The sequence below is a fragment of the Pseudomonas sp. LBUM1655 genome (assembly GCF_059716085.1).
In genome coordinates, this window is record NZ_CP166801.1 from 1,257,314 (window position 1) to 1,277,186 (window position 19,873).

21 protein-coding genes are annotated in these 19,873 nt (G+C 59.7%); 16 read left to right on the top strand and 5 right to left on the bottom strand.

All coding sequences use genetic code 11. The features are described from left to right. Position 1: 1 nt before the first annotated feature. The 8 genes from ACA074_RS05475 (at position 2) to ACA074_RS05510 (ending at position 7,878) form a co-directional block, all read left to right on the top strand. Positions 2-1,003: a diguanylate cyclase domain-containing protein gene (locus ACA074_RS05475; RefSeq protein WP_497658749.1), complete on the top strand. Its 1,002-nt coding sequence runs from the start codon at positions 2-4 to the stop codon at positions 1,001-1,003. 140 nt (positions 1,004-1,143) lie between these two features. Then, a protein-coding gene (gene prfB / locus ACA074_RS05480) for a peptide chain release factor 2 (protein WP_099758102.1) occupies positions 1,144-2,239 on the top strand; the annotation gives its coding sequence in 2 pieces (ribosomal slippage) (positions 1,144-1,215 and positions 1,217-2,239; 1,095 coding nt in all). A 71-nt stretch (positions 2,240-2,310) separates the two neighbouring features. Continuing rightward, entirely contained in the window at positions 2,311-3,813 is a 1,503-nt protein-coding gene (gene lysS / locus ACA074_RS05485) for a lysine--tRNA ligase (protein ID WP_489880849.1), read from the top strand. Between the two features lie 105 nt (positions 3,814-3,918). After that, on the top strand, positions 3,919-4,632 hold the full coding sequence (locus tag ACA074_RS05490) for a TetR/AcrR family transcriptional regulator (protein WP_187680886.1): 714 nt from the start codon (positions 3,919-3,921) through the stop codon (positions 4,630-4,632). A gap of 82 nt (positions 4,633-4,714) precedes the next feature. Further along, positions 4,715-5,269: a hypothetical protein gene (locus ACA074_RS05495; protein WP_489880850.1), complete on the top strand. Its 555-nt coding sequence runs from the start codon at positions 4,715-4,717 to the stop codon at positions 5,267-5,269. A 33-nt stretch (positions 5,270-5,302) separates the two neighbouring features. After that, positions 5,303-6,580 carry a flavohemoglobin expression-modulating QEGLA motif protein gene (locus ACA074_RS05500; RefSeq protein ID WP_187680881.1) on the top strand — a complete coding sequence of 426 codons (1,278 nt, stop codon included), beginning with the start codon at positions 5,303-5,305 and terminating at the stop codon, positions 6,578-6,580. A gap of 66 nt (positions 6,581-6,646) precedes the next feature. After that, positions 6,647-7,552 (top strand): alpha/beta hydrolase, encoded by a 906-nt coding sequence (locus tag ACA074_RS05505; RefSeq protein WP_497678575.1) that lies wholly within the window; start codon positions 6,647-6,649, stop codon positions 7,550-7,552. After that, positions 7,549-7,878: a PA3694 family proteiin gene (locus ACA074_RS05510; protein ID WP_187680879.1), complete on the top strand. Its 330-nt coding sequence runs from the start codon at positions 7,549-7,551 to the stop codon at positions 7,876-7,878. The genes ACA074_RS05505 and ACA074_RS05510 overlap by 4 nt, the downstream gene beginning before the upstream one ends. A 138-nt stretch (positions 7,879-8,016) precedes the next feature. On the opposite strand, the gene lptF is transcribed toward ACA074_RS05510, so the two are convergent. From lptF to ACA074_RS05525, 3 genes are all read right to left on the bottom strand, one after another. Continuing rightward, the gene (lptF, locus tag ACA074_RS05515) at positions 8,017-8,805 is read right to left on the bottom strand and encodes a lipotoxin F family OmpA-related lipoprotein LptF (RefSeq protein ID WP_497678576.1); all 789 of its coding nucleotides are present in this window, start codon (positions 8,803-8,805) and stop codon (positions 8,017-8,019) included. Between the two features lie 55 nt (positions 8,806-8,860). Next, positions 8,861-9,265 carry a DUF4398 domain-containing protein gene (locus ACA074_RS05520; RefSeq protein ID WP_187680877.1) on the bottom strand — a complete coding sequence of 135 codons (405 nt, stop codon included), beginning with the start codon at positions 9,263-9,265 and terminating at the stop codon, positions 8,861-8,863. A 365-nt stretch (positions 9,266-9,630) separates the two neighbouring features. Further along, positions 9,631-9,975: a pilin assembly protein gene (locus ACA074_RS05525; RefSeq protein ID WP_187680876.1), complete on the bottom strand. Its 345-nt coding sequence runs from the start codon at positions 9,973-9,975 to the stop codon at positions 9,631-9,633. Positions 9,976-10,188: 213 nt separating this feature from the next. Here ACA074_RS05525 and ppc point away from each other — a divergent pair, with 213 nt between their 5' ends. From ppc to ACA074_RS05560, 7 genes are all read left to right on the top strand, one after another. Beyond that, on the top strand, positions 10,189-12,819 hold the full coding sequence (gene ppc / locus ACA074_RS05530) for a phosphoenolpyruvate carboxylase (RefSeq protein WP_401270612.1): 2,631 nt from the start codon (positions 10,189-10,191) through the stop codon (positions 12,817-12,819). Between the two features lie 301 nt (positions 12,820-13,120). Further along, the gene (gene adk, locus ACA074_RS05535) at positions 13,121-13,768 is read left to right on the top strand and encodes an adenylate kinase (RefSeq protein ID WP_497678577.1); all 648 of its coding nucleotides are present in this window, start codon (positions 13,121-13,123) and stop codon (positions 13,766-13,768) included. A gap of 93 nt (positions 13,769-13,861) precedes the next feature. Next, on the top strand, positions 13,862-14,536 hold the full coding sequence (gene tsaB / locus ACA074_RS05540) for a tRNA (adenosine(37)-N6)-threonylcarbamoyltransferase complex dimerization subunit type 1 TsaB (protein ID WP_305441618.1): 675 nt from the start codon (positions 13,862-13,864) through the stop codon (positions 14,534-14,536). Between the two features lie 307 nt (positions 14,537-14,843). Continuing rightward, entirely contained in the window at positions 14,844-15,152 is a 309-nt protein-coding gene (locus tag ACA074_RS05545) for a hypothetical protein (RefSeq protein ID WP_007908889.1), read from the top strand. Beyond that, positions 15,152-16,012, top strand: a complete 861-nt coding sequence (locus ACA074_RS05550) for a DUF72 domain-containing protein (protein ID WP_497678578.1) — start codon at positions 15,152-15,154, stop codon at positions 16,010-16,012. The genes ACA074_RS05545 and ACA074_RS05550 overlap by 1 nt, the downstream gene beginning before the upstream one ends. A gap of 33 nt (positions 16,013-16,045) precedes the next feature. Further along, on the top strand, positions 16,046-16,882 hold the full coding sequence (locus ACA074_RS05555; RefSeq protein ID WP_489880854.1) for an isocitrate lyase/PEP mutase family protein: 837 nt from the start codon (positions 16,046-16,048) through the stop codon (positions 16,880-16,882). Between the two features lie 2 nt (positions 16,883-16,884). After that, positions 16,885-17,577 (top strand): extensin-like domain-containing protein, encoded by a 693-nt coding sequence (locus tag ACA074_RS05560; RefSeq protein WP_401270623.1) that lies wholly within the window; start codon positions 16,885-16,887, stop codon positions 17,575-17,577. Positions 17,578-17,580: 3 nt separating this feature from the next. Here the strand turns inward: ACA074_RS05560 and ACA074_RS05565 are convergent, their stop codons facing one another. Next, on the bottom strand, positions 17,581-18,201 hold the full coding sequence (locus ACA074_RS05565; RefSeq protein ID WP_305443882.1) for an energy transducer TonB: 621 nt from the start codon (positions 18,199-18,201) through the stop codon (positions 17,581-17,583). 93 nt (positions 18,202-18,294) lie between these two features. Here ACA074_RS05565 and ACA074_RS05570 point away from each other — a divergent pair, with 93 nt between their 5' ends. Then, the gene (locus ACA074_RS05570; protein ID WP_222944280.1) at positions 18,295-19,077 is read left to right on the top strand and encodes a class I SAM-dependent methyltransferase; all 783 of its coding nucleotides are present in this window, start codon (positions 18,295-18,297) and stop codon (positions 19,075-19,077) included. Between the two features lie 104 nt (positions 19,078-19,181). Here the strand turns inward: ACA074_RS05570 and ACA074_RS05575 are convergent, their stop codons facing one another. Then, entirely contained in the window at positions 19,182-19,817 is a 636-nt protein-coding gene (locus ACA074_RS05575) for a TetR/AcrR family transcriptional regulator (RefSeq protein ID WP_497616646.1), read from the bottom strand. Positions 19,818-19,873 lie beyond the last annotated feature (56 nt).

Genomic DNA, 19,873 nt, shown 5'->3' on the forward strand with positions numbered 1-19,873 from the left:
CATGAATGACTTACAGATCGACGACATTAAAACCGACGAAAACGCCGCCATGGTGTTGTTGGTGGACGATCAGGCGATGATCGGCGAAGCCGTGCGCCGTGGGCTGTCGAACGAAGAGAACATCGACTTCCATTTCTGCTCCGACCCGCATCAGGCCATCGCGCAAGCGGTGCGGATCAAGCCGACAGTGATCCTTCAGGATCTGGTGATGCCCGGCCTCGATGGCCTCAGTCTGGTGCGTGAGTACCGCAATCACCCGGCGACCAAGGACATCCCGATCATCGTCCTGTCGACCAAGGAGGACCCGCTGATCAAAAGCGCGGCGTTCTCCGCTGGCGCCAACGACTATCTGGTGAAACTGCCGGACACCATCGAACTGGTGGCGCGCATCCGCTATCACTCGCGCTCCTACATGACCTTGTTGCAGCGTGACGCCGCATATCGCGCGTTGCGGGTCAGTCAGCAGCAGTTGCTCGACACCAACCTGGTGCTGCAACGGCTGATGAACTCCGACGGCCTGACCGGGCTGTCCAATCGCCGCCACTTTGACGAATACCTCGAACTGGAATGGCGCCGTTCGCTGCGTGATCAGAGCCAGTTGTCGTTGCTGATGATCGACGTCGACTATTTCAAGTCGTACAACGACACCTTCGGCCATGTCGAAGGCGATGAAGCGCTGCGCAAGGTCGCCACGGCGATCCGCGACGCCAGCGCGCGGCCGTCGGACTTGCCGGCGCGTTACGGCGGTGAGGAATTTGCCCTGGTGCTGCCGAACACCTCGCCGGGCGGTGCGCGGCTGGTGGCGGAGAAACTGCGCCAGACCGTGGCGGCGCTGAAGATTCCGCACAATACGCCGAGTGAAGGCGCGAGCCTGACGATCAGCATCGGCTTGGCGACGATGGTGCCCGAGTCGGGTAGCGATTGCCGGCTGCTGATTTCGGCGGCGGATCGCGGGTTGTATCTGGCGAAGAACAACGGGCGTAATCAGGTGGGGATCGAATAACTCCCGGGCACCGCATATCCCTGTGGGAGCGAGCCAATGTCAATCGATTCGGCTTAACAGCCGCCAGACGGGCTGCCGTGACAGCTTGATTACGTTATACTCGCCGGCTTTCAAAAGTTCGCCAACGAGTGCTGCCCGTCATGGAAATCAACCCGATCCTGAACACCATCAAGGACCTGTCCGAGCGCTCCGAAACTATTCGGGGGTATCTTTGACTACGATCAAAAGCATGAGCGTCTGACCGAGGTCAATCGCGAGCTTGAAGATCCGAGTGTCTGGAACAAACCTGAATACGCCCAGGAACTGGGCCGCGAGCGCGCTGCGCTGGCGCAGATCGTCGATACCCTCGACGAACTGAACGGCGGTCTGGCCGATTGCCGTGACCTGCTGGACATGGCCGTCGAAGAAAACGACGAAGGCGCAGTGGGCGATGTTGTCGCCGAGCTGGCCCGTCTCGAGGAAAACCTCGCCAAGCTTGAATTCCGTCGCATGTTCAGCCACGAGATGGACCCGAACAACGCGTACCTGGACATCCAGGCCGGCTCCGGCGGCACCGAAGCCCAGGACTGGGCCAACATCCTGCTGCGCATGTACCTGCGCTGGGCTGACAAGCGCGGTTTCGACGCGACCATCATGGAACTGTCCGCCGGTGAAGTCGCCGGGATCAAGGGCGCAACCGTGCACATCAAGGGCGAATACGCCTTTGGCTGGCTGCGGACCGAGATCGGCGTGCACCGTCTGGTGCGCAAGAGCCCGTTCGACTCCGGCAACCGTCGCCACACCTCGTTCTCCGCCGTTTTCGTCTCCCCAGAGATCGACGACAAGGTGGAAATCGAAATCAACCCGGCAGACCTGCGGATTGACACCTATCGTTCCTCCGGTGCCGGTGGTCAGCACGTAAACACCACCGACTCGGCCGTACGTATTACTCACGTACCGACCAACACCGTGGTCAGCTGCCAGAACGAACGTTCCCAGCACGCCAACAAAGACACCGCCATGAAAATGCTGCGGGCCAAGTTGTACGAGCAGGAAATGCAGAAACGCAACGCCGCGTCCCAGGCGCTGGAAGACACCAAGTCCGATATCGGCTGGGGTCACCAGATCCGCTCCTACGTGCTTGATGCCTCGCGCATCAAGGATTTGCGGACCAACATCGAACGCAGCGACTGCGACAAGGTGCTCGATGGCGACATCGATGAATACCTGGAAGCCAGCCTGAAATCGGGGCTGTAAAGCCGTCAGCCCGACCTTAAGTCCCCCGTCAGTGGCGGGGGCAACGAACCTGTGATGGAAAATTTAAAGACATGAGCGACCAACAACTCGATCCGCAAGCCCTGCAACAGGAAGAAAACTCCCTGATCGCCCTGCGCAAGGAAAAGCTTGCTGCCGAGCGCGCCAAGGGCAACGCCTTCCCGAACGACTTCCGCCGTGAAAACTACTGCGAAGAACTGCAGAAGAAATACGCGGACAAGACCAAGGAAGAGCTGGCAGAGGCTGCAATCCCGGTCAAGGTTGCCGGTCGCATCATGCTCAACCGTGGCTCGTTCATGGTGATTCAGGACATGACCGGTCGCATTCAGGTCTACGTCAACCGTAAAACCCTGTCCGAAGAAACTCTGGGCGCGGTGAAAACCTGGGACATGGGCGACATTATTGCCGCCGTTGGCACCCTGGCCCGTTCCGGCAAGGGCGACCTGTACGTTGAAATGACCGACGTGCGTCTGCTGACCAAGTCCCTGCGTCCACTGCCGGACAAGCACCACGGCCTGACCGACACCGAACAGCGCTACCGTCAGCGTTACGTTGACCTGATCGTTAACGAAGAAGTGCGCCAGACCTTCCGCGTGCGTTCGCAAGTGATCGCACACATCCGCAGCTTCCTGATGAAGCGCGACTTCCTCGAAGTCGAAACGCCGATGCTGCAGACCATTCCTGGCGGCGCCGCGGCCAAGCCGTTTGAAACCCACCACAACGCGCTGGACATGGAAATGTTCCTGCGTATCGCGCCAGAGCTGTACCTCAAGCGTCTGGTGGTTGGCGGCTTCGAAAAAGTGTTCGAGATCAACCGCAACTTCCGTAACGAAGGCGTTTCGACTCGTCACAACCCTGAATTCACCATGTTGGAGTTCTACCAGGCCTACGCCGACTACGAAGACAACATGGACCTGACCGAAGAACTGTTCCGTGAACTGGCGCAGCTGGTTCTGGGCAGCACCGACGTGCCTTATGGCGACAAGGTGTTCCACTTCGGCGAGCCGTTCGTGCGTCTGTCTGTATTCGACTCGATCCTCAAGTACAACCCTGAGCTGACGGCCGATGACCTGAACGACATCGACAAGGCGCGCGCCATCGCCAAGAAGGCTGGCGCCAAGGTGCTGGGCTTCGAAGGTCTGGGCAAGCTGCAGGTGATGATTTTCGAAGAACTGGTCGAGCACAAGCTGGAACAGCCGCACTTCATTACCCAGTACCCGTTTGAAGTGTCGCCATTGGCCCGTCGTAACGATGACAACCCGAACGTCACCGACCGTTTCGAGCTGTTCATCGGTGGCCGCGAAATCGCCAACGCCTACTCCGAGTTGAACGACGCGGAAGACCAGGCCGAGCGCTTCATGGCGCAGGTGGCCGACAAGGACGCCGGCGACGATGAAGCCATGCACTACGACGCCGACTTCGTTCGCGCGCTGGAGTACGGCATGCCGCCAACGGCCGGTGAAGGGATCGGCATCGACCGCCTGGTGATGTTGCTGACCAACTCGCCGTCGATCCGCGATGTGATCCTGTTCCCGCACATGCGACCGCAAGCGTAATCGTTTCAGTTAAAAAGCCGCCTAAAACAGGCGGCTTTTTATTGCCCGTCTGGTACAAATGTATCAATTGGTTAATTTTGAAATAGCAGAGGAAGTCCTGTCGTGATGGTTGCAATCGCTCAAGAAGGTGCAGCGGGTATCGCCACTGCGGTCGCTGAAAGTGTTCAGTACCAGGGCCGCAAGGCCAGCCGACAGGGAAGCGAACAGCGTCGCCAGGACATTCTCGACGCCGCGATGCGTATTGTCGTGCGTGACGGCGTGCGCGCTGTACGTCACCGTGCAGTAGCTGCGGAGGCCGGTGTGCCGCTGTCGGCCACCACGTATTACTTCAAGGACATCGATGACCTGCTCACCGATACCTTCGCCCAACATGTCGAACGCAGCGCCGCGTACATGGCCAAGCTGTGGATCAACAATGAAGGCCTGTTGCGCGAGATGGTGGTCAGTGGCGACGGCAGCCCGGAATCGCGCTCGCAACTGGCCGACGATATAGCCCGACTGATGGCCGACTACGTGCATCGGCAACTGGTCAACCGTCGCGAGCACTTGATGGCAGAGCAGGCCTTCCGTCAGGAAGCGCTGCTCAACCCGCGACTGGCGATTCTGGTGCGCTCCCATCAGCAGATTTTGCTGCAGGGCACCTGCCAGTTGTTTCAGGTCCTGGGCTCGCGTGAACCGCAGCAGGATGCCAAGGTGTTGACGGCGATTATCGGACGGATGGAATATCAGGGCCTGCTCAACGACGCCGAACCTTTGGCCGAAGAGGAGATGCTCGGCATTCTGACGCGGTATATGCATTTGGTATTGGCGTCGGTGTGATCCGCCGCGTTGATCGTTCCTCACGCTCTGCGTGGGAATGATCGATGCAGTCTTCATGGGATTGGTTCATAGGGAGTATTGAATGAAAGCCTGGCGTGGCGTGCTGATCGCCCTGTCGTTCCTGCTGCTCAGTGGCTGTCTGGTGACTTTCAAGGAGCCGCTGCCTGCCAGTGACCCTGCGCCCAAAGGCCTGCTCGGCAAATGGTCGGGCATCAATGCCTGGGGCGAGCCGATGAGCCTTGAGCTGACTCGCGTCGGCAACGACCGCTATCAGGCTGTCACCTACTTCAAGGCCAAACCCCGCGAGCGTGAGGCTTACCCGTTTACCGTCTCGCACCATGGCAGTCGCTGGTATCTGTCGGCGAAAGTGCCGGGGCGGTTCGGCGGCCACTACACCATTGCCGGGTTCGAACTCACCGACAAACGCGAACTGGTGGTGTACAACCTCGATCTCGAACAGATCAATCAAGCGATCCAGCATAAAGCCCTCGACGGTCAGGCCTTCCAGACCGACGATGGCGACGGCGTGCAGGTCGACAGCAACCTCGACAAGGTCTTTGCTTACCTCGACGATCCGGCCAATTCCGATGTCTTCGTCGAAGCGGTGCGCTATCAGCGCCAGAACAGCGCCAAATAATTCAGTACGTCAGATTTTCTACAGGAGTTTCGGGTGGACGATTACCAGCAGTCGATACGCATATTGTCCGATCGCATTGTGCTGGCGCAGACGCCGATCCGCGTGCTTGATGCGGTCAAGTGGGACGAGAACGTGCGCAAGGGCTTCCTCAAGGCCAAGGGCAAGGAAATGCCGGCGGTAGACCGCGACTACTACCTCAACCGGCCGCTGTCATTCGATTCGAGCAAGGTCAAACTGGAGTTTCAGAACATCGAGCGCGACATCACTCGTCAGCTCGGCCAGTTCAACCCGGTCGGTCAGATCATGCGGCGCATGTGCAAGGAATACCGCATGGTGGTGCGCATGCTTGAAGCGCGCGGCACCGAGGATTTCGGCCTGATTTCCCAAGAGCTTTACGGCGCCGCTTCCGATGCGTTTCACGCCGGTGACCCGACCTTGGCTGACCTCGGCCTGATGATGTCTGACTATCTGAACAACATCGATGGCCGTGGCGACCTGAAGGACGAGCCGAAAATCCTCACCGCCAAGGACGCCGTGCACCTGCTGCAAACGCGGCTGAACAAGGTGTTTGGCGAGGCCGAGGAAACTATCCGCGTCTTCGAGTCCGACGGCATTGTCGCCGACGCGGCGGCGGGCGCCGATTACATCAAGATCCGCACCGATGCGATGTTCAACGACCGCGACGTGCGTGCGCTGGAAGTCCATGAAGGTTTGGTACACGTAGGCACCACGCTGAACGGTTTGAACCAGCCGATCTGCACCTTCCTGTCCAAGGGCCCGCCCTCGTCGACGGTGACCCAGGAAGGCCTGGCGATCCTCATGGAAATCATCACGTTTGCCTCCTATCCGAGTCGTCTGCGCAAATTGACCAACCGCACCCGCGCCATTCACATGGTCGAGGAGGGCGCGGACTTCCTGCAGGTGTTCGAGTTCTTCCGCGAGCAGGGCTTCGAAATGGCGGAAAGCTACGGCAACGCCAGTCGGGTTTTCCGTGGATCGACGCCGACTGGTCTGCCATTCACCAAAGACTTGTCCTACCTCAAGGGCTTCATCATGGTTTACAACTACATTCAGTTGGCCGTGCGTAAAGGCAAGCTTGAGCAGATCCCGCTGTTGTTCTGTGGCAAGACCACTCTGGAGGACATGAGAACGCTGCGCCAGTTGGTGGATGAAGGATTGGTGGTGCCGCCCAAATATCTGCCAGACCAGTTCCGCGACTTGAACGCGTTGTCGGCGTGGATGTGCTTCTCCAACTTCCTCAACCATTTGAGCCTGGATCGGATCGAAGCGGATTATTCCAACATCCTCTAGGCGAGCGAAAATCTCCTACAGGTTTGATCTGTGTTCCAATCCGAATCTTTTGCGAGGTTTCACCGGATGAGAATCCTCGGCATCTTCTGCCTGCTTCTGAGCCTCGGTGGTTGCAGTTCGCTGTTGTTCTACCCCGAGCCGGGCCAGGTCTTCACCCCGGAAAAAGCCAAGCTCGAATACCGCACCGTCACGCTGATAACGGCGGACGGATTGAAGCTCAACGCCTGGTGGCTCCCGGCCGAACCGGGTGTGGAGGTCAAAGGCACGGTTCTGCACCTGCACGGCAACGGTGGCAACCTGCCGATGCACCTGGGCGGGAGTTGGTGGCTGCCGAAAAACGGCTATCAAGTGTTGCTGGTGGACTATCGCGGTTACGGATTGTCCGAAGGCGAACCGAGCCTGCCGGCGATCTATCAGGACATCGACGCCGCATTCGCCTGGCTGGACAAGGCGCCCGAAGTCAAAGGCAAGCCGCTGATCGTGCTCGGTCAGAGCCTCGGTGGTTCGATGGCCGTGCATTGGCTGGCGCAGCATCCGCAGCGGCAGAAACAACTCAAAGCCTTGGTGCTCGACGGTGTGCCCGCCAGTTACCGCAGCGTCGGCCAATATGCCCTCAGCACGTCGTGGCTGACCTGGCCCTTCCAGGTGCCGCTGTCGTGGCTGGTGCCGGATGGCGACAGCGCGATCAATTCGATGCCGCAGCTCAACGGCGTGCCGAAACTGATTTTCCACAGCATCGACGACCCGCTGGTGCCAATGTCCAACGGCATCCGTCTGTATCAAGCTGCGCCACCGCCGCGCGTCCTGCAACTGACCCGAGGCGGCCATGTGCAGACCTTCGGCGATCCGGTGTGGCGTCAAGTCATGCTGCGCTATCTCGACGACCCCGAGCATTTCAACGGCCTGCGCCGCCTCGGCGAAATCCCGAATTACCCGCAACCCCCGAATTCTGAAGATGAGAGTCCGCAATGACTGAAGAACGCAACGCCATCCCGCTGATCATCACTGGTATCTGCAGCATCCTCGGCACCGTCGGTGCCCTGTGGTACTACGGCTACCTGCACTTCGCCAAACCCGAGGATGCGTTGCTGCTCAACGAATTCACCATGCTCAAGACCGTGCCGGGGGAGGATTACAAAATCTCATTGAACCCTGCGCCGCAGGTGGCGCAGTGCATTGATGGCGTGCTGGTGCTGTTTGATACCGAGCAGAAGGGATTGACCGGTGTGTTGATCAACGCACAGAAGAAGGCTGTGCGGTGCATGGGCGAAGAGACGCCGCAGAAACTGGAACCTTAAAAGCAAAAAGATCGCAGCCTTCCGCAGCTCCTACAGGGAACGTATTCCAATGCAGGAACTGCCGAAGGCTGCGATCTTTTGATCTTAAAAAGCCCCGCCTGATCACTCAGGCGGGGCTTTTGCGTTACTGCCTACAGCTTAGTTCGAGCTGACAGCCGAACGTGGCATCACAGGCTGGTTGTCGTTGGAAATGGTCACTTCCACACGACGGTTCATCGCACGGCCCGAGACGCTGCCGTTATCGGCAACCGGGTATTCCTTGCCGTAACCCTGAACCACGATGCGCGAAGGATCTACGCCCATTTTGATCAGTGCTACCTGTACCGACGTCGCACGACGCTCGGACAGCGACTGGTTGTAGTTCGTTGCGCCAGTGCTGTCGGTATAGCCTTCGACGATCACTTTGCGATCAGGGTTTTCCTGAAGGAATTGCGCCAGTTTGTTGATGTTCACCAGACCGCTGGATTTCAGGTCAGCCTTGTTGGTGGCGAACAGCACGTCACCGAAAGTCACTAGCGTACCGCGATCGGTTTGCTTGGCATTCAGGCTGTTTTGCAGCTGTTTGATCTGCTGGTCGCGAGCATCCAGACGCGCCTGGGCACGTTGGGCTGCGGCGTTCTTCAGGTTGTTTTCAGCGGTACGCAGGGCGATGGTCTGCTTGGCCACTTCCACACGCTGGTTGGTCAGGTAAGCCAGTTGGTCAACCTTGGCCGCGTCTTGCTTGTCCAGGTAAGCCTTGTCGGCCTTGTCCAGATAATCGCTGGCGTCTTTGGTTTCCAGCGCTGCGACTTTGCTCGCCTGCGGGTTGGCTTGCAGGCCGGCGTAGTTGGTACGCGCCTGTTCCAGGTTCGGGTTAGGCGGGGTGGAGCAGGCAGCCAGGGCAACGCTTGCGGCCAGAAGAGCGGGGATCATCAGTTGCTTACGCATAATTTGTCGTCCTTTCAATCGATAAGAGTTTCAGCTTTGCGGTCGGGATGCGCGCTTATTGCACTGGGCGCTGACTTTCCTGACGCAGTTCCTGAACACCTTTCTGGGAATCCTTCACAGCCAGTTCGGCCTTGGCGGCTTGAGCCTTGCGTTCCGCTACACGAGCGTCCCATTCGGCTTGCTCGGACAGGCGACGAGCATCGTCATACTTCTTGTCGTGCATGGCGATTTCGGCTTCTTTCAGCTTGTCCTGCGCTTGCTTCATCTCAACGGCAGCGAACTCGGTACCGCCGGCGCTGACCGCGCTGTTGACCGCAGACTGGGTCACGGCGTACTGCTCGGTCGGTGGATTACCAGCGCAACCGGCCAGTACGAAGCTGGTGCCGATTGCCAGGGCGGCCAGTTTCAGACCGCGCAGGTGGGTAAACGAGGTTTGGTTTTTCATGGTCTTCAACTCCATTAGGCATCTCCTGAAAACAACTAAATCCATCCTGGTCGAGGAGCCGTAAGCGTCGTATGAAAGCGCGTTTTTGAAACGCTCGTTCCAGGCGTGGTTACAGGTTCCGACCGGCGGCGTTTTTCAAAAGTTCAGAAAAGATGGCCTATCGCCAAAAAAAACTTTGACCGAATGGACAATGGCTCTAAAGCGGGAACTTTGGCGGTGTGGAGTGGTACGCGCGGGGGAGTACGACGCAGTTCTGGAGGAAAAATACAGTCCCTGTGGTAGCGGGTTTGCCCGCGATGAGGCCGTCAAATTCAACACATCTGTAACTGAACTGACGCCATCGCGGGCAAGCCCGCTCCCACAGGTTTTTCCGTGCTCATTCAGTGTTTCTGCTTGCCTTCAGCAGACGACAAATCATGCAAATGCCGCCGCGACAGCGCAAGAAAACGCGGTGTCGGCCCGACGTCTTCATACAACGGATCACCTTCCTCATCCGTGGCCACCACGGTCGAGCCTTTCACATACGGCAGGCTCGCTTCGAACTCTTCAAGCGCGGCACCGATCAGTTCGCCGAGCAGTTCTTCGGCATGCCGCTTGGGGTACATCTCGGCAATCGCCGCCAGGCGCGCGGCGGCCTCGACGTCCAGATGAATCGTGTAGCCAGTGTCGGTCAGGCGACCTTTGGCGTTTTCTTCCCAATGCTGGGCGAGTTCACGGATTTTCATGATGACCTCATTTCGCGCCTGCGGGTGGCAGGCCTGGGTGAGTGTCCGGCGTAGCCGGCGGCAAGCCGTTGTACGGCTTACTGTTGAGACTAGCTTTCGCCCACAAGGTTTAAAGTCCCTTCGTCGCCTGCTTGTAAGAAGCGCCGTAGAGCGGCACTCTCTAGGTCATGCACTCGTTTCTAAGCCGCCCGGATGAACGCTGGAGAACCGCTGATGACCGATATTGATGCACGCTTGCGCGAGGATGTTCACCTGCTCGGAGAGCTGTTGGGCAACACCATTCGAGACCAGTACGGCGAAGGGTTTCTCGACAAGATCGAGCAAATCCGCAAGGGCGCCAAGGCCGACCGCCGTGGCTCGATGGACGCCGAACTGAGCGCCAGCCTCAATCAATTGAGTGAAGACGAATTGCTTCCGGTGGCGCGGGCGTTCAACCAGTTTCTCAACCTGGCGAATATCGCCGAGCAGTATCAGTTGATCCATCGTCGCGAGGCGTCGCAGCCCGCGCCGTTCGAATCCCGCGTGTTGCCGGAACTGCTGGCGCGCCTGCGCAACGAGGGCCACAGCGCCGAGTCGCTGGCGCGGCAACTGGCGCGGCTGGAAATCGAACTGGTACTGACCGCACATCCGACCGAAGTAGCCCGGCGCACGCTGATCCAGAAGTACGATGCCATCGCTGCGCAACTCGCGGCGCAAGATCATCGCGATCTGACCAGCGCCGAGCGCGAACAGATCCAGAGCACCCTGCAACGCCTGATCGCCGAAGCCTGGCACACCGAAGAAATCCGCCGCACCCGGCCAACTCCGGTCGATGAAGCCAAGTGGGGTTTCGCGGTGATCGAACATTCGCTTTGGCAGGCAATTCCCAATCACATGCGCAAGGCCGATCAGGCGCTACACGCCGCGACTGGTCTGCGTCTGCCGCTGGAAGCCGCGCCGATTCGCTTCGCCTCATGGATGGGCGGCGACCGTGACGGCAACCCCAACGTCACCGCCGCAGTGACCCGCGAAGTGTTGCTGCTGGCGCGCTGGATGGCTGCCGATTTGTACCTGCGCGATGTTGATCATCTGGCTGCCGAATTGTCGATGCAGCAGGCCAGCGACGCGCTCAAAGCAAAGGCCGGCGACAGCGCCGAACCTTATCGTGCGGTGCTCAAGCAATTGCGCGAACGCCTGCGCGCTACGCGCAATTGGGCGCATGCCTCCCTGACGGCCAGCACGCCAGCCCCTGCTGATGTACTCATCAACAATCGCGATCTGCTCGATCCGCTGGAGCTGTGCTTCAACTCGCTGCACGAATGCGGCATGGGCGTAATCGCTGATGGTCCGTTGCTCGATTGTCTGCGTCGGGCAGTGACGTTCGGCCTGTTTCTGGTACGCCTCGATGTGCGTCAGGATTCTTCGCGGCACAGCGCGGCGATGACGGAAATCACCGATTACCTGGGCCTCGGTCGCTATGAAGACTGGGATGAGGATGCGCGAATCGCTTTCCTGACCCGCGAACTGGCTAATCGTCGCCCGTTGTTGCCGGCGCATTTCAAGCCATCCGCCGACACCGCCGAAGTGCTCAACACCTGCAAGGAAATCGCCGCAGCCCCAGGCGCATCGCTGGGTTCCTACGTGATCTCCATGGCGGGCGCCGCTTCCGACGTGCTCGCGGTGCAACTGCTGCTTAAAGAGTGCGGTGTGTTGCGACCGATGCGGGTGGTGCCGCTGTTCGAAACCCTCGCCGACCTCGACAACGCCGGGCCGGTGATCGAGCGACTGTTGCTGCTGCCGGGTTACCGCGCACGGCTGCAAGGCCCGCAGGAAGTGATGATTGGCTACTCCGACTCGGCCAAGGACGCTGGCACCACGGCGGCAGCCTGGGCGCAATACCGCGCGCAGGAACGGCTGGTGGAAATCTGTCGCGAGCAGCAAGTCGAACTGCTGTTGTTCCATGGTCGCGGTGGCACCGTGGGCCGTGGCGGCGGCCCGGCTCACGCGGCGATTCTGTCGCAACCACCGGGCTCGGTGGCGGGACGTTTCCGCACTACCGAGCAAGGGGAAATGATTCGTTTCAAATTCGGCCTGCCGGACATCGCCGAGCAGAATCTCAATCTGTACCTCGCCGCTGTGCTTGAGGCGACGTTGTTGCCACCACCGCCACCGACGCCGGAGTGGCGTCATCTGATGGACGAATTGGCCGCTGACGGTGTCAGCGCTTACCGCCAAGTGGTGCGAGAAAACCCGCAATTCGTCGAGTATTTCCGCCAATCAACGCCGGAGCAGGAGTTGGGCCGTTTGCCACTGGGCAGCCGCCCGGCCAAGCGCCGTGCCGGTGGCATCGAAAGCCTGCGGGCGATCCCGTGGATTTTCGGCTGGACGCAAACCCGGTTGATGCTGCCGGCCTGGCTTGGTTGGGAATCGGCGTTGAGCAAGGCGCTGGAGCGTGGCGAAGGCGAGTTGCTGGGGCAGATGCGCGAGCAATGGCCGTTCTTCCGCACGCGCATCGACATGCTGGAAATGGTCCTGGCCAAAGCTGACGCTGACATCGCTTTGTCTTACGACGAGCGTTTGGTCGAACCAGACCTGCTGCCGTTGGGCGCGCACTTACGCGACCTATTGTCGCAGGCGTGCTCGGTGGTACTCGGCTTGACCGGTCAGTCGCAACTGCTGGCACATAGCCCGGACACCCTGGAATTCATTCGCCTGCGCAATACCTACCTCGACCCGCTTCATCTATTGCAGGCGGAACTGTTGGCCCGCTCGCGGCAGCAGAATGTCGAGCAGGGCAGCCCGGTGGAGCAGGCGCTGCTGGTGTCTGTGGCGGGGATTGCCGCCGGTTTGCGCAATACCGGCTAAAGTTTTCTGCGCGGTGTGTGGCATCCGGCGTGAGTGTCGGGTGCTGCTCGGCCAGACGGGGAAAAGTGTGGTCAGGCGACAGTTAATGATGGGGTTGCGACTTGGTGCACCGCGTCGCAAGGTCGCCGCTAGCGCGGGTTTCTCCGACTTTTGGCGTCTTGTGTGGGCGCAGCCTGCTGTGTATCTTGATCAGCCTTTGGCCGTTTCTGCGGCCACGACCCGTATTTTTCAGGATTCGTCCAAAGTGGCGAATCCTTTGTTTTGTAAAAGCTTTTTATAAAAAAATTGAGGAGCACATCTAATGCGCGTCATTCTGCTGGGAGCTCCCGGGGCCGGTAAAGGTACTCAGGCTAAGTTCATCACCGAAAAATTCGGCATTCCACAAATCTCCACCGGCGACATGCTGCGTGCAGCGGTCAAGGCCGGCACTCCGCTGGGCGTTCAAGCCAAGAGCATCATGGATGCCGGCGGCCTGGTGTCGGATGACCTGATCATCGCGCTGGTCAAGGATCGTATCGCGCAACCTGACTGCGCCAACGGCTTCCTGTTCGACGGCTTCCCGCGCACCATTCCGCAGGCTGAAGCGCTGGTTACTGCCGGTGTCGAACTGGACGCTGTAGTCGAGATCGCCGTTGACGACGAAGAAATCGTTCAGCGTATCGCCGGTCGCCGTGTTCACGAAGCCAGCGGCCGCGTTTACCACGTCGTCTACAACCCGCCGAAACTGGCCGGTAAAGACGACATCACCGGTGACGAACTGGTACAGCGCAAAGACGACACAGAAGAAACCGTGCGTCATCGCCTGTCGGTCTACCATTCGCAGACCAAGCCGCTGGTGGCTTTCTACGAGAAGCTCTCGGCTGCCAACGGCAAGCCGAAGTGCAGCCATATCCAAGGCGTTGGTTCGGTAGAAGCAATCACCGCCAAGGTGCTTGAAGCGCTGAGCTGAAAAGTCTGATCCGCTGCATCATCCTCGGCCCGCTTGCGGGCCGTAGTTGTTTATACTGACGCACTTTTTCCCCCACCTGTTTTGGAAACATCGATGAGCACCTTGCTGGCCCTGGACACCGCGACTGAAGCTTGCTCCGTTGCCTTGCTGCATGACGGCAAGGTCACGAGCCATTACGAGGTGATCCCGCGCCTGCACGCGCAAAAGCTGCTGCCGATGATCCAGCAACTGCTGGCTGACGCCGGCACCACGTTGCAAGCGGTGGATGCGATCGCGTTCGGTCGCGGGCCGGGGGCGTTTACCGGCGTGCGGATCGCCATCGGCGTGGTGCAGGGGTTGGCGTTCGCGCTGGATCGGCCGGTGTTGCCGGTGTCCAACCTGGCCGTGTTGGCGCAGCGTGCGTTTCGTGAGCATGGCGTGAGCCAAGTGGCAGCCGCCATCGATGCACGGATGGACGAGGTGTATTGGGGCTGCTACCGCGAGACAGCGGGGGAGATGCGCCTTGCCGGTGTCGAGGCGGTGCTGCCACCGGAAGTCGCGGCGCTGCCGGCCGATGCCAGCGGCGACTGGTTCGGTGCAGGCACCGGTTGGGGGTACGGCGAGCGCATCGCGGTCAATCTGACGGGTTCCGACGCCGGCATGCTGCCACATGCCGAAGACCTGCTGACCTTGGCGCGCTTCGCCTGGGAACGCGGTGAGTCGATCCCGGCCGATGATGCTCAGCCGGTTTACCTGCGTGACAAAGTGGCCACCCCCAAAGCCCGCTGACTTTTTATCAGGAGGGTTTTTTGTGGTGAGGGGATTTATCCCCGACCGGTTGCGCAGCAGCCGTAAATCCTGATCGTGCGGTTTCACTGGAAAAATGCAGAGGAGCGCTGCGCAATCAATCGGGGATAAATCCCCTCGCTACAAAGGCCTCTCCTGCTCAGCGGCTTATTCCAGACTCTGCCAATCGTCAGTTTCCAGCCCCCCGCTTTAAACCTTTTGCGCTTTATGTGTTCTAGTTATCACTCGGCAGTTTGCTAAGTCGGTCAAGTGCCGCTAAATTGCCATCATCGATACCGAGCATGAATTTATGCGTATAGACGGCCTTTCCTCTCAGTCCTACCCCATCAAGCGCAAGCCTCGCAAAGGCAATGTCGCGCTGGATGAATCCGTCGACGATATCGACGGCGAGCTGGAATTCCCGACCGAAGAGCAACTGGCTGCCCGCGCAGCCAAAGCCTCTGCACAACGCCTGAGCAACCTGCCTGCCCGTCAGCAAGACATGATCTACCACCGTGCGATGAAGAAGAGTGTGGCGATGGCGCTGGCCAGCTACCTCAGCACTGCCGGTTTTGTTGATTGGGATGCGGACGTGCTGGGCCTCGATCTGTATATCTGATGGCTCTGCCTTACTACCTCGGTTGCCCGTCCTGGAGCGAAAACGCCTGGCGCGATTATCTGTATCCGGTAGACGCCAAAACTTCTGACTTCCTCGGCCTCTACTGCCAGGTGTTCAACGCCGTGGAAGGCAACACGACCTTCTATGCCAGCCCTTCGCCTGCCACCGTGCAGCGTTGGGCCGAGATCATGCCTGCGCATTTTCGCTTCACTGCCAAGTTCCCCGGTGACATCAGCCATAGCGGTGACTTGCGCGAGCAACTGACCGCCGCCGAAACTTTCCTCCAGTTACTCAAACCCCTCGGCGAGCGTGTCGCGCCGCTGTGGCTGCAACTGTCGAAAAGCTTCACGCCGCATCGGTTGCCGGAACTGGCGGCGTTCATCGATGCGCTGGACTGCCCCCTGGCGGTGGAAGTGCGCCACGAACAGTTCTTTGCCAAGGGTGAGAGCGAGCGGCTGCTCAACCGGTTGTTGCTGGATCGAGGTGTCGAGCGCATCTGTCTCGACCCGCGTGCGCTGTTCAGCTGTCTGTCGACCGAGTCTTCGGTGATTCACGCGCAATCGAAAAAGCCTCGGGTGCCGACGCGTCCGGCGGCGTTCACGCAGTTCCCGCAAGTGCGCTTCATTGGCCATCCCGAGCTTGAGGCCAACGATTCGTTCCTCGTGCCATGGGTAGCGAAAATCGCCGAGTGGATCGAAGAGGGCCGCACCCCGTATATCTTCCTGCATACCGCCGACAACCTGCTGGCGGCGAAGCTGGCGCAACGTTTTCACGCACAACTGATGCAACGTTTGCCTGGCCTGCCATCTCTGCCTGAGCTATACAGAGAACCCGTCGCGGAGCAGCTTGGCTTGCTCTGACGCGCACTCGTTTTCCTGCATCGGAGCCTGTCAATGGATGCCCAAGCCCGCACAGAACAAGTCCGTAAAGCCCACGCCTTCAAAGCCCTGCATGAGCGTCCGGGAATCTTCGTTATCCCCAATCCGTGGGATGCAGGTTCCGCGAAGATGCTCGCCAGTCTGGGCTATCAGGCATTGGCGACCACCAGCGCCGGTTATGCGTTCTCCCAAGGCAAAGCCGACGGAGCCTTGAGCCTGGACGACACCCTGGCCAATGTCCGGTCGATTGTCGCGGCGACGGATTTGCCGGTGGCGGTGGATCTGGAAAATGGTTTTGCTGATGATCCGGCGGAATGCGCGAACAGTTTGCTGCGAGCGGCCGAGGCGGGCGCAGTGGGCGGTTCAATCGAGGACGCCACGGGCCGTGCAGACGCGCCGATCTATTGCTTCGAACACGCCGTGGCGCGCATCGAAGCCGCCGTCGCCGCTGTGCGTACCCTGCCATTTCCCTTCACCCTGACTGCCCGTGCGGAAAACTATCTGCACGGTAATCCCGACGTCAACGACACCATCCGCCGTTTGCAGGCCTTCGCCGAGGCCGGCGCCGACGTGCTGTATGCGCCGGGTTTACGCAGTGCCGAAGAAGTCCTTGCGGTGGTGCGCGCGGTAGCGCCGAAACCGGTGAATGTGTTGATGTCCGGCGGTTTGAAACTGACCGTGCAGCAACTCGAAGAGCTGGGCGTGCGCCGGATCAGTACCGGGTCTGCTTTGGCATTGGCGGCTTACGGCGAGTTCTTCCGCGCCGCTGAAGAGATCCAGCAGTCGGGCACCTTCGGCTTCACTTCGCAGTCGATGCCGTACGCCAAGGCCAACCAGTTTTTCAAAGGTTGAGCATGGGGCGTTCGTTTGCGCTGCTCGTATTGCTGATCATCGGCGGCGCTTTGATCAGTGTCTGGCGCGGTTGGCTGGACGTACCTTCCGAATGGAATCCGTGGGCGCCGCTGGATGTGAAAGCGACGCCCAACTGGCTGACCGGTTACAAGCTGATGCGCCTGCGCGGCGATCCTGAACTTTGCGCTCAGGCTCTGCGCAGCTCCGCTTTGCGCGTCACGCCGCAATCCGACAGCCCTGACGCCAAGTGCCCGTTGATTGGCGCCTTGCGCGTACAGGGCGGCGAGGTGGCGCTAAGCAGCAGTTTCCTCGCCAGTTGCCCGTTGGCGGTCGCCTACGCGATGTTCGAACGCCACACTCTGCAACCCGCCGCGCAGTCCGTTTACGGTCAGCAGGTCGCGCGTCTTGATCACCTTGGCAGCTTTGCTTGCCGCAATGTCTACAACCGCGAAAGCGGCGCGCTCAGCCGTCATGCCAGTGCCGATGCGCTGGACATCGCCGGGTTTCGTCTGGCGGACGGTCGCAGCATCAGCGTGCTCAAGGATTGGCCCAAGCAAAATCAGGACGCGCAGTTTTTACGCAGGGTGCGCGATAGCGCCTGCGAGGCGTTCAGTGTGGTGTTGAGTCCGGATTACAACGCCGCCCATCGCAATCACTTTCATGTCGATGTCGGGCGCTGGAGCGTGTGTCGCTGAGGATCAGGCGGCGATGCGCAGGTTCTGCAGAACGATAGGACGTGCCCAACCGTTATCGAAGTCCAGCGCTTTCTGCTGCTCGACGATTTCTTCCGGCGGGAATGGCGGGTAAGGCTTTTGCAGCAGATCCAGGTCGAATTCGGCAATCGGCAGGTAGAGCGGACGTTTCTGCGGCGCGGCGCCCGGCTCAGGAATCGGCTGACCGTTGTTGATCACGATCGGGCGAACCCAACTGCTGTCGAAGTCTTGCTGCGATTGCTGAGCCTTGAGTTCTTCCGGCGGGAACGGTGGGAACGGCTTGTCCAGCAGCTCCGTTTCGAACTCGGCGATCGGCAGGAACAGTGGCTCTGGTGGGCGTACTTCGGTTTCCACGACATTGCATTCACGCTGCTCGATGATGTGTGCGTGCAACTCGCTGCCGATAGTCGGTTCTTCAGTGCTGCTGAGGTCAACCGGGGGAAACGTGCCACACGCCGGCACCACTTCACTCGTCTGTTCGGCCATCGCCTGGGCAAAGAAATCCTGCCACAGGTGACTGACGCCGCTCAGTGCTTGAGTGTTTTGACGGCTGAAGTCGCCATGGGGCGAGATGTAGCCAATCGATGTGGGAAGAATGCCTGACATTTTTTTCGGTTGCCGCTCAGCTCTGGCAAAATGCGCGTTGATTGGTTTATCGGCCACTTTTTGCCGATCCTTAACTTTTTTGAGCGTGTTTTCATGATTGAGCAACCCGCGGCCTGCCGCATCCATGTCCAGGCCCTCGGCCCGACGTTTGAAGCGCAAGCCGAGCAGTGGGCCGAACGCCTGGGCCTGCCACTGCAGGTAGCCGACGGCGAGTTCGCCTTGCAGGTCGGCGAGCAGGGTTTGCAGCTGCAACAGCTAGGGCCAGACGCTCCGGGGCCGGTGCGGGTGGACTTCGTCGAGGGTGGCGCGGCGCATCGTCGTTTATACGGCGGTGGCAGCGGGCAGATGATCGCCAAGGCTGTCGGCATCGCTCAAGGCGTGCGCCCGCGAGTGCTGGATGCCACGGCGGGGTTGGGCAAGGATGCATTCGTGCTGGCGAGTCTGGGCTGCGAGATGAGCCTGATCGAGCGTCAGCCACTGATCGGCGCATTGTTGGAGGATGGTCTGGCGCGGGCGGGGGAAGATTTCGACGTGGCGCCGATCGTGGCGCGGATGAAATTGCTCAAAGGCAACTCCATCGAAGTCATGCGCAACTGGGAAGGTGAGCCGCCGCAGGTGATCTACCTCGACCCGATGTTTCCCCATCGTGAGAAAACCGCGTTGGTGAAGAAGGAAATGCGCCTGTTTCGGCCGCTGGTGGGCGATGATCCGGATGCGCCGGCCTTGCTTGAAGCGGCGTTGGCGCTGGCGACACACCGTGTGGTGGTCAAGCGGCCGCGCAAGGCGCCGTGCATTGAGGGGCCGAAGCCGAGTCATGCGCTGGATGGCAAGTCCAGCCGATACGATATTTACCCGAAGAAAGCGCTCAAGCCGTAAGACTGAGTTGCCTCATTCGCGAGCAGGCTCGCTCCCACATTGAAATGCATTTCAAATGTGGGAGCGAGCCTGCTCGCGATGATGTCAGCCCAAACACTACAGAATCAGGGCCGATACGCCCGCATAAACAACCCCACCACTTCCTGCACATGGCTTTCTGAAGCCTCTTCACTCAAAGGCTCGCCACAGCCATACAACAAGCGAAAATTCCCCGCGCCCTTGATCAGGCAGAAGAAATGCTCGGCCGCATTGCGTGGTTGGTCGATGCTCAGCACCCCGTTCTCGTGGATGCGCGTCAGCAGCCGCTCCATCCCCTGCACCATGCGCTGCGGACCTGCCTCGAAGAAGATCAGCGACAGCTTCGGGTCCTGGCTGCCCAGCGCCATGATCAGGCGGTGCAGATTCACCGATTCATCGCTGTTGATCAGGTGATGAAAGCCCCGGGCAATGTTCAGCAACACATTTTCCACGGCAATCCCTTCGGGCAATTCGAAGAACAGCGGCGGTAATTGTTCCTCGCATTTGGCCACCACGGCGGCGGAGAAAAGTGTCTCCTTGTCGTTGAAATGGCTGTAGACCGTCAGCTTCGACACGCCAGCTTCAGCGGCCACTGCGTCCATGCTGGTGTTGGCATAGCCATGACTCAGAAACAGAATTTTCGCCGCGTCGAGGATCGCTTGGCGCTTGGCCAGATCCTTGGGGCGGCCCGGGCCGTTTGGAGCTGAAAGATTGTTCGACATTCTTCGCTTTTATTACTGGACTGGTGAGTTTGCTATTAATAACATACCGGCCAGTA